Annotated in this window: 18 protein-coding genes; 9 read left to right on the top strand and 9 right to left on the bottom strand. The window is 58.7% G+C overall.

Annotated features, from left to right (window positions below; translation table 11 throughout):
- The 9 genes from VGL70_11985 to VGL70_11945 form a co-directional block, all read right to left on the bottom strand.
- Window positions 1-441: response regulator (locus VGL70_11985; GenBank protein HEY3304244.1), on the bottom strand; the 441-nt coding region annotated here is incomplete at its 3' end.
- Complete coding sequence (locus VGL70_11980; GenBank protein ID HEY3304243.1) at window positions 410-2,320, bottom strand: cache domain-containing protein; 1,911 nt, start codon at window positions 2,318-2,320, stop codon at window positions 410-412. The genes VGL70_11985 and VGL70_11980, both read right to left, overlap by 32 nt.
- Entirely contained in the window at window positions 2,317-3,333 is a 1,017-nt protein-coding gene (locus VGL70_11975; GenBank protein HEY3304242.1) for an ABC transporter substrate-binding protein, read from the bottom strand. The genes VGL70_11980 and VGL70_11975 overlap by 4 nt, the downstream gene beginning before the upstream one ends.
- 4 nt (window positions 3,334-3,337) lie before the next feature.
- A complete protein-coding gene (locus tag VGL70_11970) occupies window positions 3,338-5,491 on the bottom strand; it encodes a GAF domain-containing protein (GenBank protein HEY3304241.1) in 2,154 nt (717 codons plus the stop codon).
- A 21-nt stretch (window positions 5,492-5,512) separates the two neighbouring features.
- Complete coding sequence (locus VGL70_11965; protein HEY3304240.1) at window positions 5,513-5,956, bottom strand: response regulator; 444 nt, start codon at window positions 5,954-5,956, stop codon at window positions 5,513-5,515.
- Entirely contained in the window at window positions 5,916-8,048 is a 2,133-nt protein-coding gene (locus VGL70_11960) for a PAS domain S-box protein (GenBank protein HEY3304239.1), read from the bottom strand. Before VGL70_11960 ends, VGL70_11965 begins: the two co-directional genes overlap by 41 nt.
- 35 nt (window positions 8,049-8,083) lie before the next feature.
- Window positions 8,084-8,479 carry a response regulator transcription factor gene (locus VGL70_11955; protein ID HEY3304238.1) on the bottom strand — a complete coding sequence of 132 codons (396 nt, stop codon included), beginning with the start codon at window positions 8,477-8,479 and terminating at the stop codon, window positions 8,084-8,086.
- 142 nt (window positions 8,480-8,621) lie between these two features.
- Window positions 8,622-9,251 (bottom strand): response regulator transcription factor, encoded by a 630-nt coding sequence (locus VGL70_11950; protein ID HEY3304237.1) that lies wholly within the window; start codon window positions 9,249-9,251, stop codon window positions 8,622-8,624.
- Window positions 9,244-11,424 (bottom strand): GAF domain-containing protein, encoded by a 2,181-nt coding sequence (locus VGL70_11945; protein HEY3304236.1) that lies wholly within the window; start codon window positions 11,422-11,424, stop codon window positions 9,244-9,246. The genes VGL70_11950 and VGL70_11945 overlap by 8 nt, the downstream gene beginning before the upstream one ends.
- A 104-nt stretch (window positions 11,425-11,528) precedes the next feature.
- On the opposite strand from VGL70_11945, the gene VGL70_11940 reads away from it, so the two are divergent.
- The 9 genes from VGL70_11940 (at window position 11,529) to VGL70_11900 (ending at window position 20,336) form a co-directional block, all read left to right on the top strand.
- Entirely contained in the window at window positions 11,529-12,554 is a 1,026-nt protein-coding gene (locus VGL70_11940; protein HEY3304235.1) for a histone deacetylase, read from the top strand.
- A gap of 230 nt (window positions 12,555-12,784) precedes the next feature.
- Window positions 12,785-14,038, top strand: coding sequence for a beta-ketoacyl-ACP synthase II (gene fabF / locus VGL70_11935; protein HEY3304234.1), 1,254 nt, complete (start codon window positions 12,785-12,787; stop codon window positions 14,036-14,038).
- Window positions 14,035-15,030: a beta-ketoacyl-ACP synthase III gene (locus tag VGL70_11930; GenBank protein HEY3304233.1), complete on the top strand. Its 996-nt coding sequence runs from the start codon at window positions 14,035-14,037 to the stop codon at window positions 15,028-15,030. The genes fabF and VGL70_11930 overlap by 4 nt, the downstream gene beginning before the upstream one ends.
- A 152-nt stretch (window positions 15,031-15,182) precedes the next feature.
- On the top strand, window positions 15,183-16,877 hold the full coding sequence (glgP, locus tag VGL70_11925) for an alpha-glucan family phosphorylase (GenBank protein ID HEY3304232.1): 1,695 nt from the start codon (window positions 15,183-15,185) through the stop codon (window positions 16,875-16,877).
- A gap of 760 nt (window positions 16,878-17,637) precedes the next feature.
- Window positions 17,638-18,228: a TlpA disulfide reductase family protein gene (locus tag VGL70_11920; protein HEY3304231.1), complete on the top strand. Its 591-nt coding sequence runs from the start codon at window positions 17,638-17,640 to the stop codon at window positions 18,226-18,228.
- Between the two features lie 21 nt (window positions 18,229-18,249).
- Window positions 18,250-18,465 carry an SHOCT domain-containing protein gene (locus tag VGL70_11915; protein HEY3304230.1) on the top strand — a complete coding sequence of 72 codons (216 nt, stop codon included), beginning with the start codon at window positions 18,250-18,252 and terminating at the stop codon, window positions 18,463-18,465.
- Window positions 18,466-18,481: 16 nt separating this feature from the next.
- Entirely contained in the window at window positions 18,482-19,387 is a 906-nt protein-coding gene (locus tag VGL70_11910; protein ID HEY3304229.1) for a c-type cytochrome, read from the top strand.
- 19 nt (window positions 19,388-19,406) lie between these two features.
- Entirely contained in the window at window positions 19,407-20,060 is a 654-nt protein-coding gene (locus VGL70_11905) for a YCF48-related protein (protein HEY3304228.1), read from the top strand.
- Window positions 20,061-20,072: 12 nt separating this feature from the next.
- A complete protein-coding gene (locus VGL70_11900; protein ID HEY3304227.1) occupies window positions 20,073-20,336 on the top strand; it encodes a hypothetical protein in 264 nt (87 codons plus the stop codon).
- Window positions 20,337-20,426: the final 90 nt, after the last annotated feature.

Genomic DNA, 20,426 nt, shown 5'->3' with positions numbered 1-20,426 from the left:
CGCCGTTCCCGGCGGCGGTTCGTTGATCAGCATCCAGAAGACGCCCAGCTTTTTGACGGCGTCCACGAACTGATGGAAATCGACCGGCTTCACCACGTAGGCGTTGATGCCGAGTTTGTAAGTCTCGATCAAGTCCTGTTCCTCGCGCGAAGAGGTGAGCGCCACCACCGGAATCATCTTGAGTTGTAGATCGGCTCTGATCTGGCGCAGGACTTCGAAGCCGTCGATCTTGGGAAGCTTGAGGTCCAGGAGAACAATGGCCGGGTTGCCCTGATCGCGCGTTTGAAAGCTTCCTCGGCGGAAGAGATAGTCGAGCGCCTCGGCCCCATCGCGGGCGATATCGACCTCATTGGCGAGGTTGTGCTCGCCCAGCGCCAGCATCGTGAGTTCCAGGTCGTTGGCGCTGTCTTCAACCAGCAAGATGCGTTTGGGTTTCTCCATCCTGTTTCTCCTTTGAAGGTTCCTGATTTTTCATTGAAACTCTGGGCAGCGAGAAGTAAAAGGTCGCGCCGCCGTCCACCGACCCCTCGGCCCAGGTGCGGCCGCCGTGACGGAGCACGATGCGCCTGACGTGGGCCAGGCCGATGCCGGTGCCGTCGAACGCTTCCGCGCTGTGGAGCCGCTGGAAGACGCCGAATAATTTATCCGCGTATTGCATGTCGAAGCCGACCCCGTTGTCCCGCACAAACACCACCACCTCGTCCCCGTCCCCGTTCCGGCTTCCGATCTCGATCACGGCCGGGTCGCGCGTGCGGGTGAATTTGATGGCATTGGAGATGAGATTCGTCAGCACGAGGCGCAGCATGGACGGATCGCCGGATGTCTCCGGCAGCGCGCCGATCTTCCACGCGATGTTTCGTCCTTGAGAGTCGGCCTGGAGATTCTCGAGGGCTTCTTGGGTAAGCCGCTCGAGGCTCAAGCGCGTGTTCTGCATCTCCATTCTTCCCATGCGCGAGAAGGCCAGCAGGTCGTCGATCAAAATGCGCATATGATGGGCCGACTTGAGGATTACGTCCAGGTAGCGGCGGCTGTTCTCATCGAGCTTTGCGGCGGCGTTTTTTTGCAGCATTTCGGCAAAGCCGGTGATGTGCCGCACCGGCGCGCGGAGATCGTGGGAGACCGAGTAGGAAAAGGCGGTGAGTTCTCTATTTCTTTCCCGCAACTGGTCGTTCCGCTCGCGGAGCTGGGCTTCTTTTTGCCACAAGGCGCCCGCCATCCGGTTGAGTTTGTCCGCGAGTTGATCGATCTCATCGCCGCCGCTCGCCGCGGTGCTGGGGATGTATTCTCCGGCGGCAATTTCCTCCGTTGCCCGGGCGAGATTTTTGAGCGGTAGAGCGATTCTCCGGGCGATGGCCCACCCGGCGGTCCCCATCAGAAGGAAAAGCGCGAGCGCGGCAAGAAGGATGCTTTGCGTGAGTTTATCAATCGGCGCATAGGCGACTTTGGTCGGCGTCGTGTACACGACCGCCCAGCCCAAGTCCGGTAGAGGCGTATAGGCGCCCAACCGCTCGCTGCTTTCTACCGGATTGAACCATTGGCCCGTCCCCGACTGTCCGGTCAGGGCGGCGCGGACCGCCGGCACCGAGCTGAAGTCGGTCTGTTCGAGGACATATTTCGGATTTTTCTGATGCGCCACGATCAGCCCGCGTCTGTCGGTGATATATCCCCAGCGCTGAAGCGCGCCGGTCTCCTGGCCGCCATGGCCGATTTTGGAAAGCTCCTCGAGACGCAACCCGCCGGCCCAGATGCCTGCGATCCTTCCATGATGTCCATAGATCGGCGCCGCCACGACGACGGTCGGTCGCTGCGTGACGATCGAGATGCCGAGGTCGCTGGTCGTGGTTTTTCCCGAGCGTAACAAGTTTTTGTACCAGGAAGTGAAGGCGACATCGGAGCGCGAGAGACCGATTTGGAGTTCGTAGGGCTCGACCAGATATATCGATCCATCCGCGCGCAGCAGCATGACGTATTCGAACACCTTGGAATGGCGCAAGATATCCGCCGCGATGCGCCGCTCGGGGAGATCGCTCTTCGGAGCGAGTCCTTGCCGCGTCGAAGCGCCGAGCTCGGACGAAGCCGACGGCCGGAGATCTCTCAGGCCGGCCGCGATCTCCAAGACCGAGCTGGCGTTGTCGAGGTAAAAGCCGATGGCGCCGGCATAGGACTGCACGCTGTTGATATTGGCCTCCAGCGCGCGCTCCCGCAAAATCGACCGTCCGATGAAGATCGCCAGGAGCGCGCTCGCCGCGGCGGTCAGGCACACCGCCAGCATGACCAGAGCGGACAACTTGAACGACAACGGGCTTTTTTTGAGTCTCATCCGGCTTTCTCGGCGAGGACTTCCTTCAACAAGGTCTCGTCGTAAATTCGATCGACCGCGATTTTTTCCTTGAGCATGCCGACATCCATCATGATCGACTGAATCTGTTCCAGCGAGGCCGGATCGCTGAGTCCGTTCTCCGGCCAGCGGAGGAGTTGGATCTTGCGGCCGATCTCTCCATCCAGCTCCATCCACCTGGCGAGCACCGAGCGGGCCCGCTCCGGGTTTTTATTGATCCATTCCACCGCTTGCAAATAGGCGCGCAGAAAGGCCTTCACAGTCTCGGGTTTGTTGCGGTAGAGATCGGCGCTGAAAACGATCAACGTCGATTGTATGCGCACGAAAGGCGGCCCGCCGATGATCCAACCGAGCAGTTTGCCGTCGCCGCGAAGAAGAGACTGGCTCAGGAACGGCTCGTAAAGCGCGGCTGCGGCAACGTTGCCTCCGGATACGGCCAGTCCCATGTTGGCGAAGGACATCTCCACGAGCTTGTAGTTTTTGACGTTCTCAATCTTGAGGCGGGCCTTGATGGCGACTCCCTGGATGCTGGTCACCGCGTTGACGGCGATGAGCTTTCCCTCCAGGTCTTTCCAATCGGTAACGCGAGAATCGGCGAGAACGGCGGAGGCCGGATGATCGGGGTCGGCGAAACTATTGGCGGCGACGGCCAGAACTTTGTCCGGCACGACTCCGAGGGCGGCGGCGGAAATAAGCGGCACGCTCCCTGCGCTGCCCAGGTCGACGGAGCCGGCCGCGATGGCGTCGATCACGGCGGCGCCGCCCAGGTAGGTTTTTTTCTCCAGCGCCAGCTTGATCCCTTGCTTTCGGTCCAGCTCTAGCTCTTGAATCGCGAAAAAGGGAAGATAGCCCTGGGCCAGATAGACGCCGACACGAAGTGTGGACTGCTCCGGGGTTTTGTCCTGCTGCCGGCAAGCCGTCAGAGAAGAAAAGGCGGCGAACGCCGCGATCGCGAAGGCGGCCCGCCCGGGGATTTTTAGCCGTGCTCTTCTCATCGCATCAATCTTCAAACGGCAGCCTCACGGTAAACGTGGATCCCTTTCGCGGTTCGCTTTGAACGTGGATCGTGCCGCGCAAAAGCTCGGTGAACTTCTGCGCGATGTACAAGCCGAGGCCGACGCCGCTATAAAGCCTGGTCTCCGAGCTGTCGCATTGATAGAATTTCTCGAAGACGCGGGGAATCAGTTCCCGGCTGATGCCGACTCCCGTGTCGGCCACATGCAGTTCCAGCCACTTTTTTTTCTCTTCCTCCGCTACGCGGAGCGAGACCGTCACGCTCCCCCGATCGGTGAATTTGAGGGCGTTGTCCACCAGATTTTGAATGATCTGCCTCAACTTGCCGCTGTCGGTGACGAGCGGCACCGGCTCTGAAGGATAGTCCCAGATCAGTTGGACCTCGGTTTTCTTATGCGTTAGGTCGTAGTCCGACCTGAGCTGGGACAGCAGATCCGAGAGATTCACCAGATGGCGCTCCAACGCGATCGCCCGCGCTTCGAGCTGGGTCGTCTGCATGATGGCGTTGATCATGTAGAGCTGGTCGGTGGCGCGGACGAGCACCTTCTGCAGCGCCTCCTCCTGCCTGGGATTGACCTCGCCCAGCATCTTTTCCTTGATCATGCCCGTGTAGCCCAGGACCACGCTCAGCGGAGTCCTCAGCTCGTGGGACATGACGCTCAAGAATTCGTCCTTCACCTTGTTGGCCGTTTCGAGCGCGGCCGCCTGTTGTCTGCTTTCCTCGTAGGCCTGCGCGTTGTGGATGGCGATGGCGGCCTGCCCGGCCAGGGTGTTGAGAAACTCGACCTCCTCTTTCGTGAATACGTGCTCCTGCCGGGTATAGAGGCCGAGAATTCCCAGGACTTTGGCGTGGGCTATCAACGGAACCCCCAGATATGAAATCAGCCTGTGCTTTCGGAAAATCTCCGGGTTGTAGGTGCGCGCGTCGGTCTCAACGTTGCGCGCGACCACAGGAGCTCTGGTCTGGACTACCGTCTCGGCCCGACCGCACAGCGAGGTTCGCGATTGAGACCGCCATTCTTCAATGTCGACGCCGCGGCAAGCTAGGAACGGCAGGTCCAAAGTCTCGGGATTTAAAAGGCGCACCGTGCTGGCCGCCGTGATCGGCAAAAATAGCTCGATCTTCTCAAGTAGGACGTCGAGGATTTTGTCCAGATCGAGAGTGGAAGTGATAGCCGCGTCGATGTCGTGCAGCGCCCGGATGCGAGCCAGGTTCCTCTCGGTCGCCTCCTGGGCCCTAGCCTTCTGGATGGCGATTCCGGCCTGATTGCCGATAGCCACTAACAAGCGGCTCTCGTCCGGCGTGAATCGCCGCGGCGTACGGTTTCCCAGTTGAAGGATGCCTAGGACCGTATCGCGCGCGCACACCGGAATCACGATCGCCGACTCGACCTCTTCTTTCGTCCAGGTTCGCAGCCCTTCGCCGCGCCGAACGTCCTGCACGATAAGCGGCTCCTTCATGGTCATCACCCGCGCAGTCATGCGTCCGGTCATAGCGTCAACGGTTCTCTTGTGATGAAGTTGGACGTTCTTCGGATCTCGATACCCGCGCCAGGCCACCGGCGTCAGAGTCGCCGTGACGGGATCGAAGAGCCGGATGATGCCGATGTCGTAGGCCCCTTGGGTCAAAACTCGCTCGAGAATCGCCTCCATGGTGGCCGTGATGGTGGGCGAAGTCAGGATGATCTGGCTGATTTCTTGCAAGACTTCCAATTCTTGATAGCGTCTCTTGAGCGCCTCCTCCGCCTTGGCCTTCTCATCGGCCAGCTTTTTTTCCCTAAGCGCGCGCGTCACCGCGTCCCCCAGCCGCGTCATCCGGTCTTTGAGGATATAGTCGGCGGCGCCCTGTTTGAGACGGGCGACCGCCACGTCCTCGCTGATGCTGCCGGTGACCACGATGAATGGAATATCCAGGCCGCGGGACTTGAGCAGCTCCAAAGCCTGCGCCGCGCCAAAACCGGGAAGCGTGTGGTCGGCGAGAACGATGTCCGGATGGGTTTCCAACCCGAGGAGGTAATCTGCCTCCGTCTCCACTCGCTTCCACGCGGGTTCGAAACCCGCCCGCTCGAGCTCGTACACCATCAGCTCGGCGTCGGCCGGCCGGTCTTCGACGATCAGGACGTTGAGCGGCATGGTCATGAGGCAATCCTTACGCGGCGATCAGCCATCGGACGGCGGCTGGTTGCGCGACAGCCAATACAGCCCCAATCCGCGCACCGCCTCGCTGAACTGATCGAAGTCTACGGGCTTGACGATATAGCTGTTGACGCCCAGGTGATAGCTCTCGACGATATCGCACTCCTCGCGCGACGAGGTCAGCACGACGACCGGGATCATGCGGCTGCGCGGATCGTTCTTGATTCGTTTCAGGACCTCCAGACCGTCGACTCGGGGAAGTTTCAGATCGAGCATGATGACCTTGGGCCGCTGATCGGGGTTACGCCGGGAATACTCGCCCTCGCAGAAAATGAAATCCAGCGCCTCGGCCCCGTCGCGCATCACCTCGACGTCCGTGAAGTTGTTTGCCTTCAAAGCATGGAGGGCCAGTTCCACGTCGTTCGGATTATCCTCGACCAGCAGTATCTCGACGGTTTTCTCTGTCACGGGACTGGACCTCCCCTCCTAGAGTGAAATAAAAGGTGGCGCCTTTGTCGATTGCGGCGTCGGCCCAAACGCGGCCACCGTGACGGTTGACGATCCGCTGGACGATCGCCAGGCCGACGCCGGTTCCTTCGTATTCCTCGGCGCGGTGCAGGCGCTGAAAGACGCCGAAAAGCTTGTCGGCATATTTCATCTCGAAGCCGACGCCGTTGTCGCGAACGAAATAGGTCGGCGGGCCGTTATCGTCCCTACAGCCGATCTCGATGCGCGCGCCTGCGCGCTTGCGCGAGTACTTGATCGCGTTGGAGATCAGATTGACGTAGACCTGCTTCAGCAGAGCCGGGTCGGCCTGGCACGCGGGCAGCTTGCCGACCGAGATTTGGGCTTGCCCGTTGTCGGACTCCCGGCTCAAGTGCTGAAGCGCCTCATCGACGATGTGACGAGGATCGACCGGCTGGCGCTTGAGCGGCTGGCGGCTCAGGCGGGAGAACGAGAGCAGGTCGTCGATCAGCCGCCCCATCTGTTGGGCGTTTTCGCATATGAGATGTTGATAGCGCTTGGCGTCCGGCGGCAGCGCGGCGCCGTGCTTTTGCAGCAGGATGCGGGAGAATCCGTCCACCGCGCGGAGCGGCGCCCGGAGGTCGTGCGAGACCGAATAACTGAAGGCTTCCAGCTCTTTGTTGGCGGTCTCGAGCTCGAGGGCGCGAAGGTTCAGGTGCTCGTTCAGTTTTCTGACCTCTTCCTCCGCCTGCTTGCGTTCCGTGATGTCGCGAAGAATGCCGGTAAAGAAAATTCCTTTGTCCGCCTTCCAGCTCGAAAGCGAGAGTTCCAGGGGAAATTCGCTGCCATCGCTTTTCATCCCGACCAGTTCCACGGTCTTGCCGATCACGCGCGCTTCCCCGGTCGCGAGAAAGCGCTTGAGTCCCGCTCGGTGAGCGTCGCGAAATCTTTCCGGCATGATCGCGGTGAGCGGCTTCCCGATCATCATGCCGCTCGCGTGGCCGAATACGCGTTCGGCGCCATGGTTGAAGAAGGTGATACGGCCTTCCTGATCGGCGGATATGATGGCGTCTTCGGCCGCCTCGGCCATGCCGCGAAACCGCTCCTCGTTTCCCTTGAGCGCTTCTTCATGCTGCTTGCGCTCGGCGAGAGTGCGGACGAAAAGAAAGGCAAGCGCCGCCGCGAAAAGACAGATCAGCCCGTAAGCGAGGAGGATTTGTCTCAGGGTTTTATTCCGGGCGGCGAACGCCGTCGTAACGGGCTGCTGGATGATGACTCCCCAGCCATAACCCGGCACCGGCTCGTACGCGGCGAGTCGGTGTTCCTTTTCAACCGGATTCCATGCCGTCTCTATCCCGCGTTCTCCGTTGAGCGCCTTCTGAATCGCAGGCACACCTGAAAGATCGACCATCTCATTCTCAGCCGCGGATCCCAGGGGCGCGACGCCATGTCCCTGTCTGTCCACGACGTAGACAAAGCCCGAGCGGCCGACGTCAAGGTCTTGGGCCCACTGAAGGAGGGCGTTAAGGCGCAATTGCAGGACCAATACCGCGATGATGGTCTGATCTTCGGCCTTGACGGGAATGGAGATCGCGATCACGTTATATTCAGGCGCGACGGCTCGCTTGTAGATGTCGGAGACATAGGGCAGCCAATTTTGGCGCACGCCCTTGTACCAGTCACGAAAGGCAAAGTTTCTTCCGCGCACTCCCGGAAGCTCCGGCACGTCCACCATCAGGGTGCCGGCAGGATCGGTTAAAAACAGCCGCTCGATGAAGGGGAAGTCTTTCGGCACGTGGCGCAGGATCTCCGCCGCTTCGTTCCACTTGCCTTCGCCGATCAACTGGCGGAAGCGCACGCGGGTGGCGAGGGCGACGCCGATATCCTTCAAGTGATCCAACCTCTGCTTGAGCGTGGTTGCGGCGAGATAAGCCAAAGATTGCCTACGCGCATAAGCGTTGGCGGTCAGCTCCCGGGATGCTTGCAGATAACTGAATGTGCCGATAAAGAGGAGCGGCAAAAGGAGGAGCAAAAAGATAGCCGAGCCGACCCATCGGCGCTGCTTTCTGCCGCTCGAAAACAGCAGGTCGGCCATCCACTCCGCCGAAGTCCTCAAGGCCGGTTTGAATTTTATCGGAAAATCCGTTTGACCGTCTCCCGCCCCGATCTACACGTCTTCAAGGCTTCGGGGATTTTTTCAAAGCCCGTAAATTTATCGAGAAAGAAGCTGGCGCCCGCCTTCATGCAGCTCTCGCGGTATTGCGGATCCGGATAAAGAGTCAGCATGATGACCAGCACGCCCGGACGTTCTTTCTTGATCGTTCTCAAAACATCGATGCCGTTTCCGCTCGCGAGCCGGATATCGAGAACGACGGCATCGGGTCGCAGCTCCCGTATCCTTTGCGTCGCCTCCGCCGCGTTCTCGGACTGACCAACGACTTCGACGGCCTCCAGCTCGGACAGCATGTCGACCAGCCGATCGCGCACGATCGGGGAGTCATCGACGATGAATACTCTAATGCTCATCTCTATGGATGTAAACAGATTAATTAAATGCTCAATATGCTATAGCTATCCCCGGCCGCCGGGAATCGGCGCAGCGCTGATTTTTATGTCGGCGTCTGTCCTACGTAGGAGTACGAGGGTGCGGAAGCAGGGGAGAAGAGGCTCAGATCAATGCGCGCTCTATGGCGTAGCGGGTCAATTCAGCGTTGGTTTTAACGCCCATCTTTTCCAGAATGCGTAGCCGGTAGGTGCTGATGGTCTTGACGCTGAGCGAAAGATTTTTGGCGATATCGCCCACCCTTTTGCCCGAAGCGATCAGGCACATCACCTGGTACTCGCGGTCGGATAAAAATTCGTGCGGCGGTCTCGGCTCGTCGGGGTCGAGGCGGACGGCCAACTGCTCCGCGAGGAGCGGACTGATATATTTTCCGCCGCCGCACACTTTTCGGATCGCCTTGACCAGCTCTTCCGGGGCGCTGTCTTTGGTGAGGTAGCCGGCGGCGCCGGCTTTGAGGACGCGCAGCCCGAACTGATCTTCCGGATGCATGCTGAGCACCAGAACCGGAAGTTTAGCGCGCTCGCGTCGGAGATCCTTCAACACCTCGAGCCCGCCGCGCCCCGGCATCGTTATATCCAGGAGCACGATATCCCACGACTCTCTTCGCACCTTCGCTAAAAGCTCGTTGGCATTCGCGGCCTCGCCTTCGACCTTCATATCGGCCTCATCGGCCAGGACCTGTTTGAGGCCTTGCCGCACGACCGGGTGATCGTCGGCGATCAGGATCTTAACCATGCGCGTCGATGGGTATTCGAGCGGTTACTTTGGTTCCTTTTCCCCGCGTTCCTTGGATGAAGACTTCCCCTCCGAGCAACAGCGCGCGCTCCCGCATGCCTAAAATCCCGAGGGAACGGGGATCGGAAAGCTTGCTTTTCGGAATCCCGTTGCCGTTGTCTTGAACGTGCAGGCTGACGTCGCCGTTGTTTTGTTCGAGCTTGATGCTGACTTTGGTCGCGTGCGCGTGGCGGGCGATATTGGTGAGCGTCTCCTGAAAGATGCGAAAGAGGGCGGTCGAGCGCGGGCGATCGAGGCCGATATCTTCCAGGCGCGCGGCCAGTTGGCATTTGATTCCCGTGCGCTTCTGAAACTCGTGAATTTGCCATTCGATCGCCGCGGTGAGCCCGAGATCGTCCAGTACGCCCGGCCTGAGCTCGGTCGAGATGCGGCGCACGGATTGGATGGTCTGGTCCATGAGGCCCAGCATCGATTCGGTTTTTTCTCTAAGCGCGTCGTGCTCCTTGGGAAGCTTCTTGCGCAGCCAGGCGAGGTCCATTTTTATACCGGTCAGGGCTTGTCCCAGTTCGTCGTGAATTTCGCGCGCGACGCGGGTTCGCTCCTCCTCGCGCGCGGCTTGCAAGTGAGCGGCGAGGGCGCGTAGTCGTTCATGGGAACTCTCAAGCTCCTCCTGGGCTTGCTTCCTGGTCGTGATGTCCGTCATACAACCGATCATGCGCGTCGGCTTGCCGCCTTCATGGATCACGTATCCGCGGTCGATGACGAAAGCATAGGAGCCGTCGCCGCAGCGGTAGCGATATTCGTCGCGCCAGGTCTGCTGGCCGGTATCGATCGCCGCGTGAATGCCGCAAATGATTCGTTCCCGGTCCTCGGGATGGACGTTTTGATACCACCAATTGACGTGAGCTTTGACCTGCTCGGCCGGGTAGCGAAACAGAGTCGTCACCCCTTCGTTCCACCAGACTTCATTGGTCAGCAGATTCCAGTCCCATATCGCGTCGTTCGTGGCTCGCGCGACGATCTTGAAGCGCTCTTCGCTCTGCCGCAGCGCCTCCTCCGCCTTCTGTCGTTCGATCGCGGTGGCGAGCAAATTGGCCACCGACTGGAGAAAGTTGATATCGTCGGTTGAAAAAGAACGACGTTGGGTCGTATGCGCGCCCAAGGCGCCGTACGGACGATTTTTGCCGTGGATGACGACGCTCATCCCGCTGACTACGCCGTGGTCGTATAGGAGGGCCGGCCCGCTGAAGCGCGTCTCGGCGCGCAAATCTTCGACGATGACCGGCTCGCGGGCGCGCAGTGTGTATCCCGCCTGGGAATCGTCCCAGGCGCCGATGGTCGCATGGCCGACGAGACCTTCTTTCCAACCCACGCCCGCACGCAGGAGCAACGAATTCCCGTCCGGAAGAAGCTCTAAAACCTTGGCGTACTCTACCTGGAGCGTTTGCGCCGCCAGAACGACGGCTTCGTCCAACAGAGCGGAGACATCGGTGCGCGCCAGCGCGAGGTTCCAGAGAAGAGAAAGAACTCCCTGCTGCAGGGTGCGGGCCTTGAGCTCATTGTTGGCTTGCTCCAGAGCCGCCGTCTGCTGCAGCAATTTTTCGTGAAGCTGGGCGTTGTGGATGGCGATGGCGGCGTGGCCCGCCAGCATGGTCAGAAATTCGATCTCGTCGGGATTAAATTCCGGGCGGCCTTTGGTGTGAAAGGAAAGAACTCCCAGTTTCTCGCCTTTCGCCATGAGCGCGATCCCCAAATAAGCAAAGAGGCTGTTCCTGTTCGCGAGATCCGGGTTCTTGGTGCGTGGATTGGCAGGCACGTTTCTAACTACTAGTGGACCGTCAGCTTCAAACGCTGCCCAGCACAGTCCGCCCTTTTTACCGGAATACGCGCGGAGTTCTTCAGCGCTCAGATTCCAGGAAGCGACGGCTTCCAGGTCTCCGGTTTCCTGATTCAGCAACCGGATACTGCCGCTGGAATGCGACAGGAAGGAGTACATTTTCGCCGCCAGGATGTCCAGTACGGTGCGCAGGTCGAGGGAGGAAGTGATGGCGACGGTAATGTCGCGGAGCGCTGTGACGCGCTCCAGATGAAGCCAATCTTCCAGCCGTTGACGGCCGGAAATTCCAGGCGAAGAGATTTTGTTGCCCTGATCCAATTCGGAGGTTCGCTGCACGGCTTGGCCCTCCCTTGAACGCCTATAATTATCTCACTCGGAAGAACAAAGCGTCAAGGCCGGACTTGGCGCGACCGATTGCCGGTGATAAGTAAGCTAGTGCCATGGCGCGCACCGCCGTCGTGATCGATCCCGAGTATCTCAAGCACGATCCCGGAGAGTCCCATCCGGAGCGGCCCGAGCGTCTCAAGGTCCTGCTCAATCTCGCCGGAGAGCTGGATGCGAAAAACTTTCAGCTCTTGCCGCCGCGAGCGGCGACGCAGCCAGAGATCGCGTCGTGCCATGCGGCGGATTACATCGATCTCGTTCAGGCCACCTCCACCACTAACCGCTATGCGCTGGACGGCGACACGGTGACCTCGCGGGATTCTTTCGGCGTCGGCTTGTTGGCCGTGGGCGGTTTTTTAAAGCTCCTCGATGCGATCGCCGCCGGCGAGGCGCGGAACGGCTTCGCTCTGGTGCGCCCGCCGGGACATCATGCGCTCAAAGATCGCGCGATGGGCTTTTGTCTTTTCAACACAGTGGCGGTGGGCGCCCGTTACGTCGAACGCCATTACGGCGCCAGGCGGGTTTTGATCATGGACTGGGACGTGCATCACGGCAACGGCACACAGGATGCCTTCTACGAGGACCCGTCGGTGCTGTATCTCTCGACGCATCAGTACCCCTATTATCCGGGCACGGGCGCCGCTGAAGAAGTCGGCGGCGGCGCCGGTGAGGGTTACACGGTCAATATTCCGCTGCCGGCGGGCTTGGGCGATGCGGAGTATTTGCGCGTGTTCAACGAGATCGTCGCTCCGATTGCGGAAAAATTCGCGCCCGATTGGATTCTCGTCTCCGCCGGCTTTGATCCGCATCGGCGCGATCCTATGGGCGGCATGAACGTGACCGAAAGCGGCTTCGCCGCGATGGCCGCCAGGCTCATGCGGCTGGCGGAAAAACACGCAGGCGGCAAGATCGCTTTCTTGCTCGAAGGCGGATACGACCTCGCGGCGCTGAAAAATTCCGTCGCTCGGGTGCTCGAAACGCTCAAAGATGGACCGACCGCGGGTCTATCCGACAGTGTTGGCGGAGAGGTGATCGCACCGCTGGTTCGGAGAATACTCAGCATCCAAGAAAAGTACTGGTAATTCAATCGAAAATCGGCAATTCAAAATCCAAAACTGACTTCAACAGACTGTTGAAAAACCCCCGTTCACCCTTCGAGAGTCTCAGGGCGAACGGACCTAGTATTGGAATCGTTGAGTAATTTCCGTTCGTGCTGAGCTTGTCGAAGCACGAGTAGGACTTTTTCAACAGTCTGTAAAGCCTTGACCCTCCCACCGGAGTAATCTATTTATAGGTCTCGTCGAAGGACCTTATGAGAGAATCGGAACCGCGCCGCGTGGTCGTGACCGGTCTCGGGCTCGTCAGTCCGTTGGGCACGGGCGTAGAAAAAAACTGGCAGGCGATCGCGGCCGGGCGCTCCGGTATCCGGCGCATCAGCCGTTTTCCCGACACCGAATTTTTCGCCAGCCGCATCGCCGGCGAAGTGCCGGATTTCCGCGCCGAGGACTTTATAGAAGCGAAAGAAATCAAAAAAATGGATCTCTTCATTCAGTACAGCGTCGCCGCGGCTCAAATGGCGGCCGATGACGGCGGCTTCAAGGTCGATCCCGCAGAGGCCGCTCGGGTCGGCGTGATCATCGGCGTCGGGCTGTGCGGTCTGGAAACGATCGAGACGTACCACAAAGCATTTCTCGAAGGCGGTCCGAGGAAAATCTCGCCGTTTTTCATTCCGAAAGTTATTTCCAATCTTGCTCCGGGCCAGGTCGCGATTCGCCACGGCGCCAAAGGCGTCAACTGGACTCCCACTTCGGCCTGCGCTTCGGGGAATAATGCGATCGGAGAATCCTTCCATCTCATCCGCCGCGGCCTCCAGGACGCGGTCATTGCCGGCGGCGCGGAGGCGGCCATCACGCCGCTCGGCGTCGGAGGATTCAGCTCGATGAAGGCGCTTTCGACGCGGAACGACGCTCCCGAGCGCGCGAGCCGGCCGTTCGACAAAGAGCGCGACGGCTTCGTCATCGCCGAGGGCTCGGGCGTGCTGATCTTGGAGGAGAGAGAGCGGGCGCTCAAGCGTGGGGCAAAAATTTACGCCGAGATCATCGGCTACGCGGCCAACGGCGACGCCTATCATATGACCGCGCCGGCGCCCGAAGGCGAAGGGGCGGCGCGCTGCATGGCGCTCGCCCTGGACGACGCGGCGATCCGGCCGAGCGAGGTGAGCTATATCAACGCCCACGGCACTTCCACCGAGTACAACGACATCAACGAGACCCAGGCGATCAAAAAAGTTTTCGGCGAGCACGCCTACAAAATTCCGGTCAGCTCGACCAAGTCGATGACCGGCCATCTGCTGGGCGCGGCCGGCGCGATCGAAGGAGCGTACAGCGTCCTCGCGCTTCACCACGGACTTGTTCCGCCGACCATCAACTATGAGAATCCCGATCCCGATTGCGATCTGGATTACGTTCCCAACCAGGCGCGCAGGGCGGATCTTCAGGTCGCGCTGTCCAATTCGTTCGGCTTCGGCGGGACCAATGCCTGCGTGATCTTCAGGAGGCACGCGTGAGAACCTCGCACACGAGAAGCGTAATCCTCGGCACCGGGTCGGAGCTTCCGTCGCGCGTCATCACCAACGCCGCTCTCGAGCGGCTCGTCGATACCAGCGACGAATGGATCACGACGCGCACCGGCATCAAAGAGAGACGCGTCCTGGAAGAAGGCAAGGGCAACGCGGACATGGCGCATCGCGCCGCGGTGCGCGCCCTCAAAGACGCGGGAGTGGAGGCGAAGGATCTCGACGCCATTATCATGGGGACGGTGACGCCGGACTACCCTTTTCCCAGCTCGGCTTGCGTCCTGGAGAACATGCTCGGCGCGCGCAAGGCATTTTCCTTCGACGTGAACGCCGCCTGCTCGGGCTTTTTGAACGCGCTCGCGGTCGCCGATTCCATGGTGAAGACCGGCATGATCCGCCACGCGCTGGTCGTCGGCTCGGACGCGCTCAGCCGGCTCCTCAACTGGAAGGACCGGACCACCTGCATCCTCTTCGGCGACGGCGCCGGAGCCGTGGTCGTCGGCGCCGCGCACGACGGGCACCGTGGCATTCTCAGCACCAAGCTCCGCACCGACGGGTCGTATGCGAAGACTCTTTATGTTCCTGCGGGCGGTTCGCTCAAGCCCGCCAGCCTGGAGAGCGTGAGGAAAAACGAGCACACGATCACGATGAACGGCAAGGAAGTTTTTAAGGTCGCCGTGCGCTCCATGGAGGAGATCAGCCGCGAAGCGCTCGACGAGGCGGATGTGGACATCGATGAAATCTCGCTGGTGATTCCGCACCAGGCGAATCTCAGAATCATCGGCGCCCTGGCGGAACGGCTGAAAATTCCGATGTCGAAAGTGATGGTCAACCTCGACCGCTACGGCAACACCTCCGCCGCCTCCGTGCCCGTCGCGCTCGACGAAGCCCGGCGCGAGGGGCGCATCCGCCACGGCGACATCGTTCTGTTGAACGCGTTCGGCGCGGGGTTCGCCTGGGGCGCGGCCGTGATCAAGTTCTAGTCGACGAGTTGTCCAATCATCCTTTAAGACAAGCGGCGGCAACGTCCTCGTCGCTGGACTCCTTTTAGATTCTCGCGCCATTGAAATGAACCCGGAGGACCCACCGTGCGTCTTGTCCCAGGCTGGCGGGTAAGGCGTCGGAGATTCGTAACGTGAACGACGAACGTAAGATAGCTTATTTTTCCATGGAGGTCGCAATCGAGTCCGGGATGCCGACCTACAGCGGCGGACTGGGCGTGCTCGCCGGAGATACGATTCGCGCCGCCGCCGATCTCAAGGTGCCGGTGGTTGCGCTCACATTGCTTTATCGCCGGGGATATTTTCGCCAAAAGATCGACCCGAGCGGCTGGCAGATCGAAGAGCCGGTGAATTGGCGGGTAGAAGACTTTCTGACCGAGATGCCGCAGAGGACGTCCGTGGCGATCGAAGGGCGGAACGTTCAGCTTTGCGCTTGGAAGCGGGAGGTCCACGGCGCCGCCGGCGCCGTTGTGCCGGTCTATTTCCTCGATGCCGACCTGCCGGAGAATTCCGAGTGGGATAGAGCGCTCACGCACTTTCTTTACGGCGGAGGCCAGCATTATCGGTTGTGCCAGGAAGCCATCCTCGGCATCGGCGGAGTGAGAATGCTGAGAGCTCTCGGGTACGAAGAGATTGAGCGATTCCATATGAACGAGGGGCACGCGAGCCTCCTGGTTCTGGAATTGTTGGACGAAGCGGCCAGAAAAGAAGGCCGGCGGACGATTACCCACCGTGACATCGAGGCGGTGAGAAGGCAGTGCGTTTTCACGACGCATACCCCCGTGCCGTCGGGACACGATCGGTTTCCGAAAGATCTGGCGGAACGCGTCCTCGGCGGGCTCCAGGCCATGATCGACATCAAGGACCTGGTTTTCTGCGGCGACACGCTCGACATGACCTTCCTGGGTTTTAACATGACTCACTACATCAACGGCGTGGCCAAGAGACATGGAGAGATCTCGCGCTTGATGTTCGCCCGCTACAACATCGACGCGATCACCAACGGAGTCCATGCGCAGACCTGGACCGCGAAAGCTTTTCAAGAGCTCTACGACCGCTACATCCCCGGTTGGAGACAGGACAACTTCAGCCTCAGATACGCGCTGACCATTCCCCGGCAAGAAGTATGGCAAGCCCACGCCGAAGCCAAGCGGCAGTTGCTCGAGCATGTTAACCGCGAAACGGACGCGGGAATGGAGGAGGACATCCTGACGATCGGTTTCGGCCGCCGCGCGGCGACTTACAAGAGGGCGGACCTGCTTTTCCAGGATCTTGGGAAGCTCAAGGCCATCAGAGCGGCGGCGGGGCCTTTCCAGGTGGTCTACGCGGGCAAGGCCCATCCTCAGGATCTCGGCGCCAAGAAGCTCATCCAAAGGATTTTCCAGGTTAAAGATATTCTCCGGCAAGACGTAAAGATCGCTTACCTTGAGGATTACGATTTGGAGCGCGGAAGGCTGATGACGTCCGGCGTCGACGTGTGGCTGAATACGCCGCAACCGCCGCTCGAGGCCTCGGGGACCAGCGGCATGAAGGCGGCGCTCAACGGCGTGCCCAGCCTGAGCGTTCTGGACGGCTGGTGGATCGAAGGCTGCATCGAAGGGGTCACGGGGTGGGCCATCGGCGACCACGGCCGGGTTATCGGAGAAGGCGGCGACCGGTCGGACGACGCCTCGTCTCTCTACGACGAGTTGGAGCACGTGGTCATTCCCATGTTTTACAACGAGCGCAACCGTTTCATCGATATCATGGTGCACGCCATGGCCCTCAACGGCTCGTTCTTCAATACCCATCGGATGATTCAGCAGTACGTACTGAAAGCTTACTTTTGATCGGGCGGCGTTACTGAAGCCGTGGTAGGCATACCGGGTGAGTTCTGGAACCGGCAATAACGTTCCAGCCATCGCGTGGATGTATTGACTTTCCGTCAAAAGCGAGCAATTTAAAGATAGTGAAACGAGCATCAAAGCACTTCTTTGTGGTTGGTCTTGTAGTGATATTTGCGACCGCAATGTGGTGCGCCAGTCTGGCGGCTCCTGGCCAGTCTCTCGCTACCGTAACCGGCTGTTCACAGAACAACGGCGCGATGGAGATAACTGGATGCGATCAATTTCTTTGCGGATTTGATTCTTCTTCCAAATTTCTCTCTCGAGACGCGCGCGGGTCCAGCGATTCTGTCAAAAGCGGTCTGACCGTGATTGCGACTTCTATGCCTTTATCCGGTAACGGTATCGCTTCGGGCCGGAGGGAGTTCACAAAAGCATTGCCTTTTCGATCGGACAAAGTTTCCATCCGTCTTTTCAATTCCATACTCAATCTCTGATCTCGCTTCTCGGTCGGATCCTCGAAGTTTAGTTTGATTTATTCTCAAGCCTTCTGGTGAGGAGGCTGAGCGACATTCATCCTTTTTCCAGAGGAAGTGATGAAAGCAATCGCGTGGCGGCTTTAGTGTCTTTTCTGGTTCTTTCAGGAATGTCCCTGGCTTCTCAGTCGGGGGAGCAGAGAGATCCGCCATCAAAAATGGAAGAGAAGAGCGAAAAAGAGGGCGAGCACCAGAGAGAGTGCCTGCTCCATGATCCCTAAAGGGGTTCGATGGACGCGAGATCGTTCGAGCAGGTTTTCTTATCCTTAGCGGTTTGCGGTTTAGTGATTGCAAACTCCGCCGAGGGCTTTTTTCATCAGAAAAAAACTGCCGGTCCTGTCGCGGATGACTACTTTAAAAAACTAGGCATCGAGAAGACCGAGAAAAGCATTCCAGCTCCCGATTTCACTCTGGAGGATCTTTCCGGAAAACGTATCGGTCTTAAAAGTTTCAGGGGCAAAGTTGTCTTTCTCAACTTTTGGGCTACGTGGTGCATTCCTTGTCGTCAGGAAATGCCGGCCATGGAAAAACTTCACCGAGATTTTAAGAAGACGGGTTTAGAGGTTGTGGCTGTTAATTTTCGAGAGACCAGAAAAGAGGTTCGCAAGTTCTTCGATGAGCTTGGCCTTACGTTTACTGTCCTGTTGGATAAAGAAGGCAAAGTCTCGGAGGAGTATGGAGCCTGGTCTCTCCCGCTTTCCTATTTCATCAACCGAAAGGGAGAATTTGCGGGCAAGGTCATAGGTGCCAGAGAGTGGGATAGCAAGGACTCCAGAGCCTTGTTTAAGGGGCTGCTGGACGAAAAACGTAACGGTGACTGAATGATGATGGATGGGATGGGAATGATGATCTGGGCAGTGGTCAGTTTCCTGCTCGGCCTAGTCCTGATCTTTCTTTTTATTGTGGCTGTTATGGCCGCGATAAGGTGGTTGTGGTGTCAGAGAATGCCTTTTATCCCGAGGAGTGGAGAGAGCGCTTTGGACATCCTCAAAAAGCGCTATGCCAAAGGCGAGATCAGCAAAGAAGAGTTTGAAAGGATCAAAAAAGACATCGAGTGACTCTAGCTGAGGGGCGATGAAGAAGGTTTTAATATCGGCATTACCTTTGGGACTCTTTATGGTGCAAGAATTTTGCCCCATTGGGACCGCAGCGGTCCAGGCTGAGGTTGATGTGAAGCTGGGAGAAAGGATCTATCGGGAGAACTGCGCCGCGTGTCACGGCGAGAAGGGCGATGGGAAGGGACCGCAGGCCGACAGACTAAAGACAAAGCCCCGCGACTTTACAACGGGCATTTATAAGTTCCGTTCTACGCTTTCGGGTTCACTGCCATTGGATGAAGATATTTTCAGAACAATTTCTCGCGGTGTGAGGGGCACGAGTATGCTGGCGCAGCTTCATCTTTCGGAAAAGGAGCGTTGGGCGGTCACCGAGTATCTCAAGAAATTCTCCGGCAAGTTCAGTAACGAAAAAAGTTCGGAGCCCATTTTCATCCCGACGAAGCCGTCTCCCAGCCCCCAGCTCGTTGTGCTTGGCCGATCGACTTACACGGAAGCCGGTTGTTCGCAATGCCACGGGGTCGAAGGCAAGGGAGACGGTTCAGCGGCGTCGGGACTGAAGGATGAGTGGGGCGAACCGATAACGCCGACGGATCTAACCCAGAAGCCTTTCAAGTCGGGCCCTGAACCGGAAGATCTCTATCGTACGATCAGTGCCGGCCTGAACGGAACTCCCATGCCTTCCTATGCAAACGTGCTCACGCCAAAAGAGCAGTGGGCGTTGGTATACTACATTCTTTCCATCGCAACTAAAGAGAAACCGAGGGGGATGATGGGTCTGGTGGGCGAAGAAGTCCAGGGGATGATGATCGACATGCAAGCGGCGATGGCGGGAATGATGGGTGGCAAAGGCATGATGGGCCGAGGCGGAGGTATGATGGATAGGAACATGAAAGAAATGATGAAAGACAGGATGGGAAAATAATCGAATGCCCGGAGGTGTTATGAAAGGAAGATTTTATTTTTGGCTGTTGATAGGAATGCTTTGGTTAATCAACAGCGGTGAGGTTCAAGGTCAGGGGGTTCTGCTGTCGGCCGCCGCTCGGGATAGTCATCAAATGGATATGAGCGGGAAAAAGGACGGCAAAGGTTTTGAGCACGTTCATGCGCTTGCCATAGATGCTGATGGGCGAACTTTGTTTTTAGGCGCCCACACGGGTCTTTTTCGCAGCGAAGATGGCGGGCATTCCTGGAAAAAGGTGGAGCTATCGGCAAAGCAATCCGGCTTCGACGTTATGGCTGTCACACCCGATCCGAAAGAGCCTAAGACGATTTACGTCGCCACGCACGAGGCCGGTGTCTTCAAGAGCACAGACGGCGGGACGACGTGGAAAGAGATCAACACCGGTCTTGGGGGGCCGGATGTCCACGGTCTTGCCATCGATCCAAAAGACGGCAAGGTGCACGCTCTGGTGCGAGACAAAGGAGAAGGAGTCTATCGCAGCGCCAACGGAGGCGGGAAATGGACGCGTGTGGATGATGGGCCCGGCGGTGAAGTCAAAGTGCTGACGTCGGTGAATATCCCGACAGGCATGGGAGGAATATTCCTCTATGCCGGTACTGCTGAGGGTCTGCAACGCAGTCCGGATTGTTTCTGAGGGTGGACGAAGGTGGGCGGTCTGCCCGCCAATGGGACCGTGAACGGCTTTGCAGCGGACCTTTCGAATCCAAAGGTCATGTATGTCGCCATGCGAGATGGACTTTTCAAGAGCACGGATGCGGGCCAGACGTGGAAGCCCGTCGGGAAAGAACTCAAAAATTTGGCCGCGGTCGCTGTGAATCCGAAAAAACCGAATGAAATCCACACCGCAACTATGCAAGGGGCCATATTTAAAAGCGCAGATGGCGGAACACAATGGGAACAGCAGAAATAGAGCTGAAAGAACAGTGGCAGCTAGACGTAAAATATAAACCAAGGAGGTTTTAGTCGAACGACATTTCACGAACCGAGGAATTACCAACCC

The organism is Candidatus Binatia bacterium (genome assembly GCA_036504975.1).
Lineage (GTDB): Bacteria > Desulfobacterota > Binatia > UBA9968 > UBA9968 > JAJPJQ01.
The sequence above is the reverse complement of the archived record's forward strand: the minus strand, read 5'-3'. Positions and strand labels throughout refer to the sequence as shown.

Excerpts from the sequence above, each read along its gene's own strand:
- VGL70_11980 (HEY3304243.1), bottom strand. The coding sequence starts at position 2,320 with ATGAGACTCAAAAAAAGCCCGTTGTCGTTCAAGTTGTCCGCTCTGGTC.
- VGL70_11975 (HEY3304242.1), bottom strand. The coding sequence starts at position 3,333 with ATGAGAAGAGCACGGCTAAAAATCCCCGGGCGGGCCGCCTTCGCGATC.
- VGL70_11970 (HEY3304241.1), bottom strand. The coding sequence starts at position 5,491 with ATGACCATGCCGCTCAACGTCCTGATCGTCGAAGACCGGCCGGCCGAC.
- VGL70_11960 (HEY3304239.1), bottom strand. The coding sequence starts at position 8,048 with ATGGCCGACCTGCTGTTTTCGAGCGGCAGAAAGCAGCGCCGATGGGTC.
- VGL70_11955 (HEY3304238.1), bottom strand. The coding sequence starts at position 8,479 with ATGAGCATTAGAGTATTCATCGTCGATGACTCCCCGATCGTGCGCGAT.
- VGL70_11950 (HEY3304237.1), bottom strand. The coding sequence starts at position 9,251 with ATGGTTAAGATCCTGATCGCCGACGATCACCCGGTCGTGCGGCAAGGC.
- VGL70_11940 (HEY3304235.1), top strand. The coding sequence starts at position 11,529 with ATGGCGCGCACCGCCGTCGTGATCGATCCCGAGTATCTCAAGCACGAT.
- fabF (HEY3304234.1), top strand. The coding sequence starts at position 12,785 with ATGAGAGAATCGGAACCGCGCCGCGTGGTCGTGACCGGTCTCGGGCTC.
- VGL70_11920 (HEY3304231.1), top strand. The coding sequence starts at position 17,638 with ATGGACGCGAGATCGTTCGAGCAGGTTTTCTTATCCTTAGCGGTTTGC.
- VGL70_11915 (HEY3304230.1), top strand. The coding sequence starts at position 18,250 with ATGATGATCTGGGCAGTGGTCAGTTTCCTGCTCGGCCTAGTCCTGATC.
- VGL70_11910 (HEY3304229.1), top strand. The coding sequence starts at position 18,482 with ATGAAGAAGGTTTTAATATCGGCATTACCTTTGGGACTCTTTATGGTG.
- VGL70_11905 (HEY3304228.1), top strand. The coding sequence starts at position 19,407 with ATGAAAGGAAGATTTTATTTTTGGCTGTTGATAGGAATGCTTTGGTTA.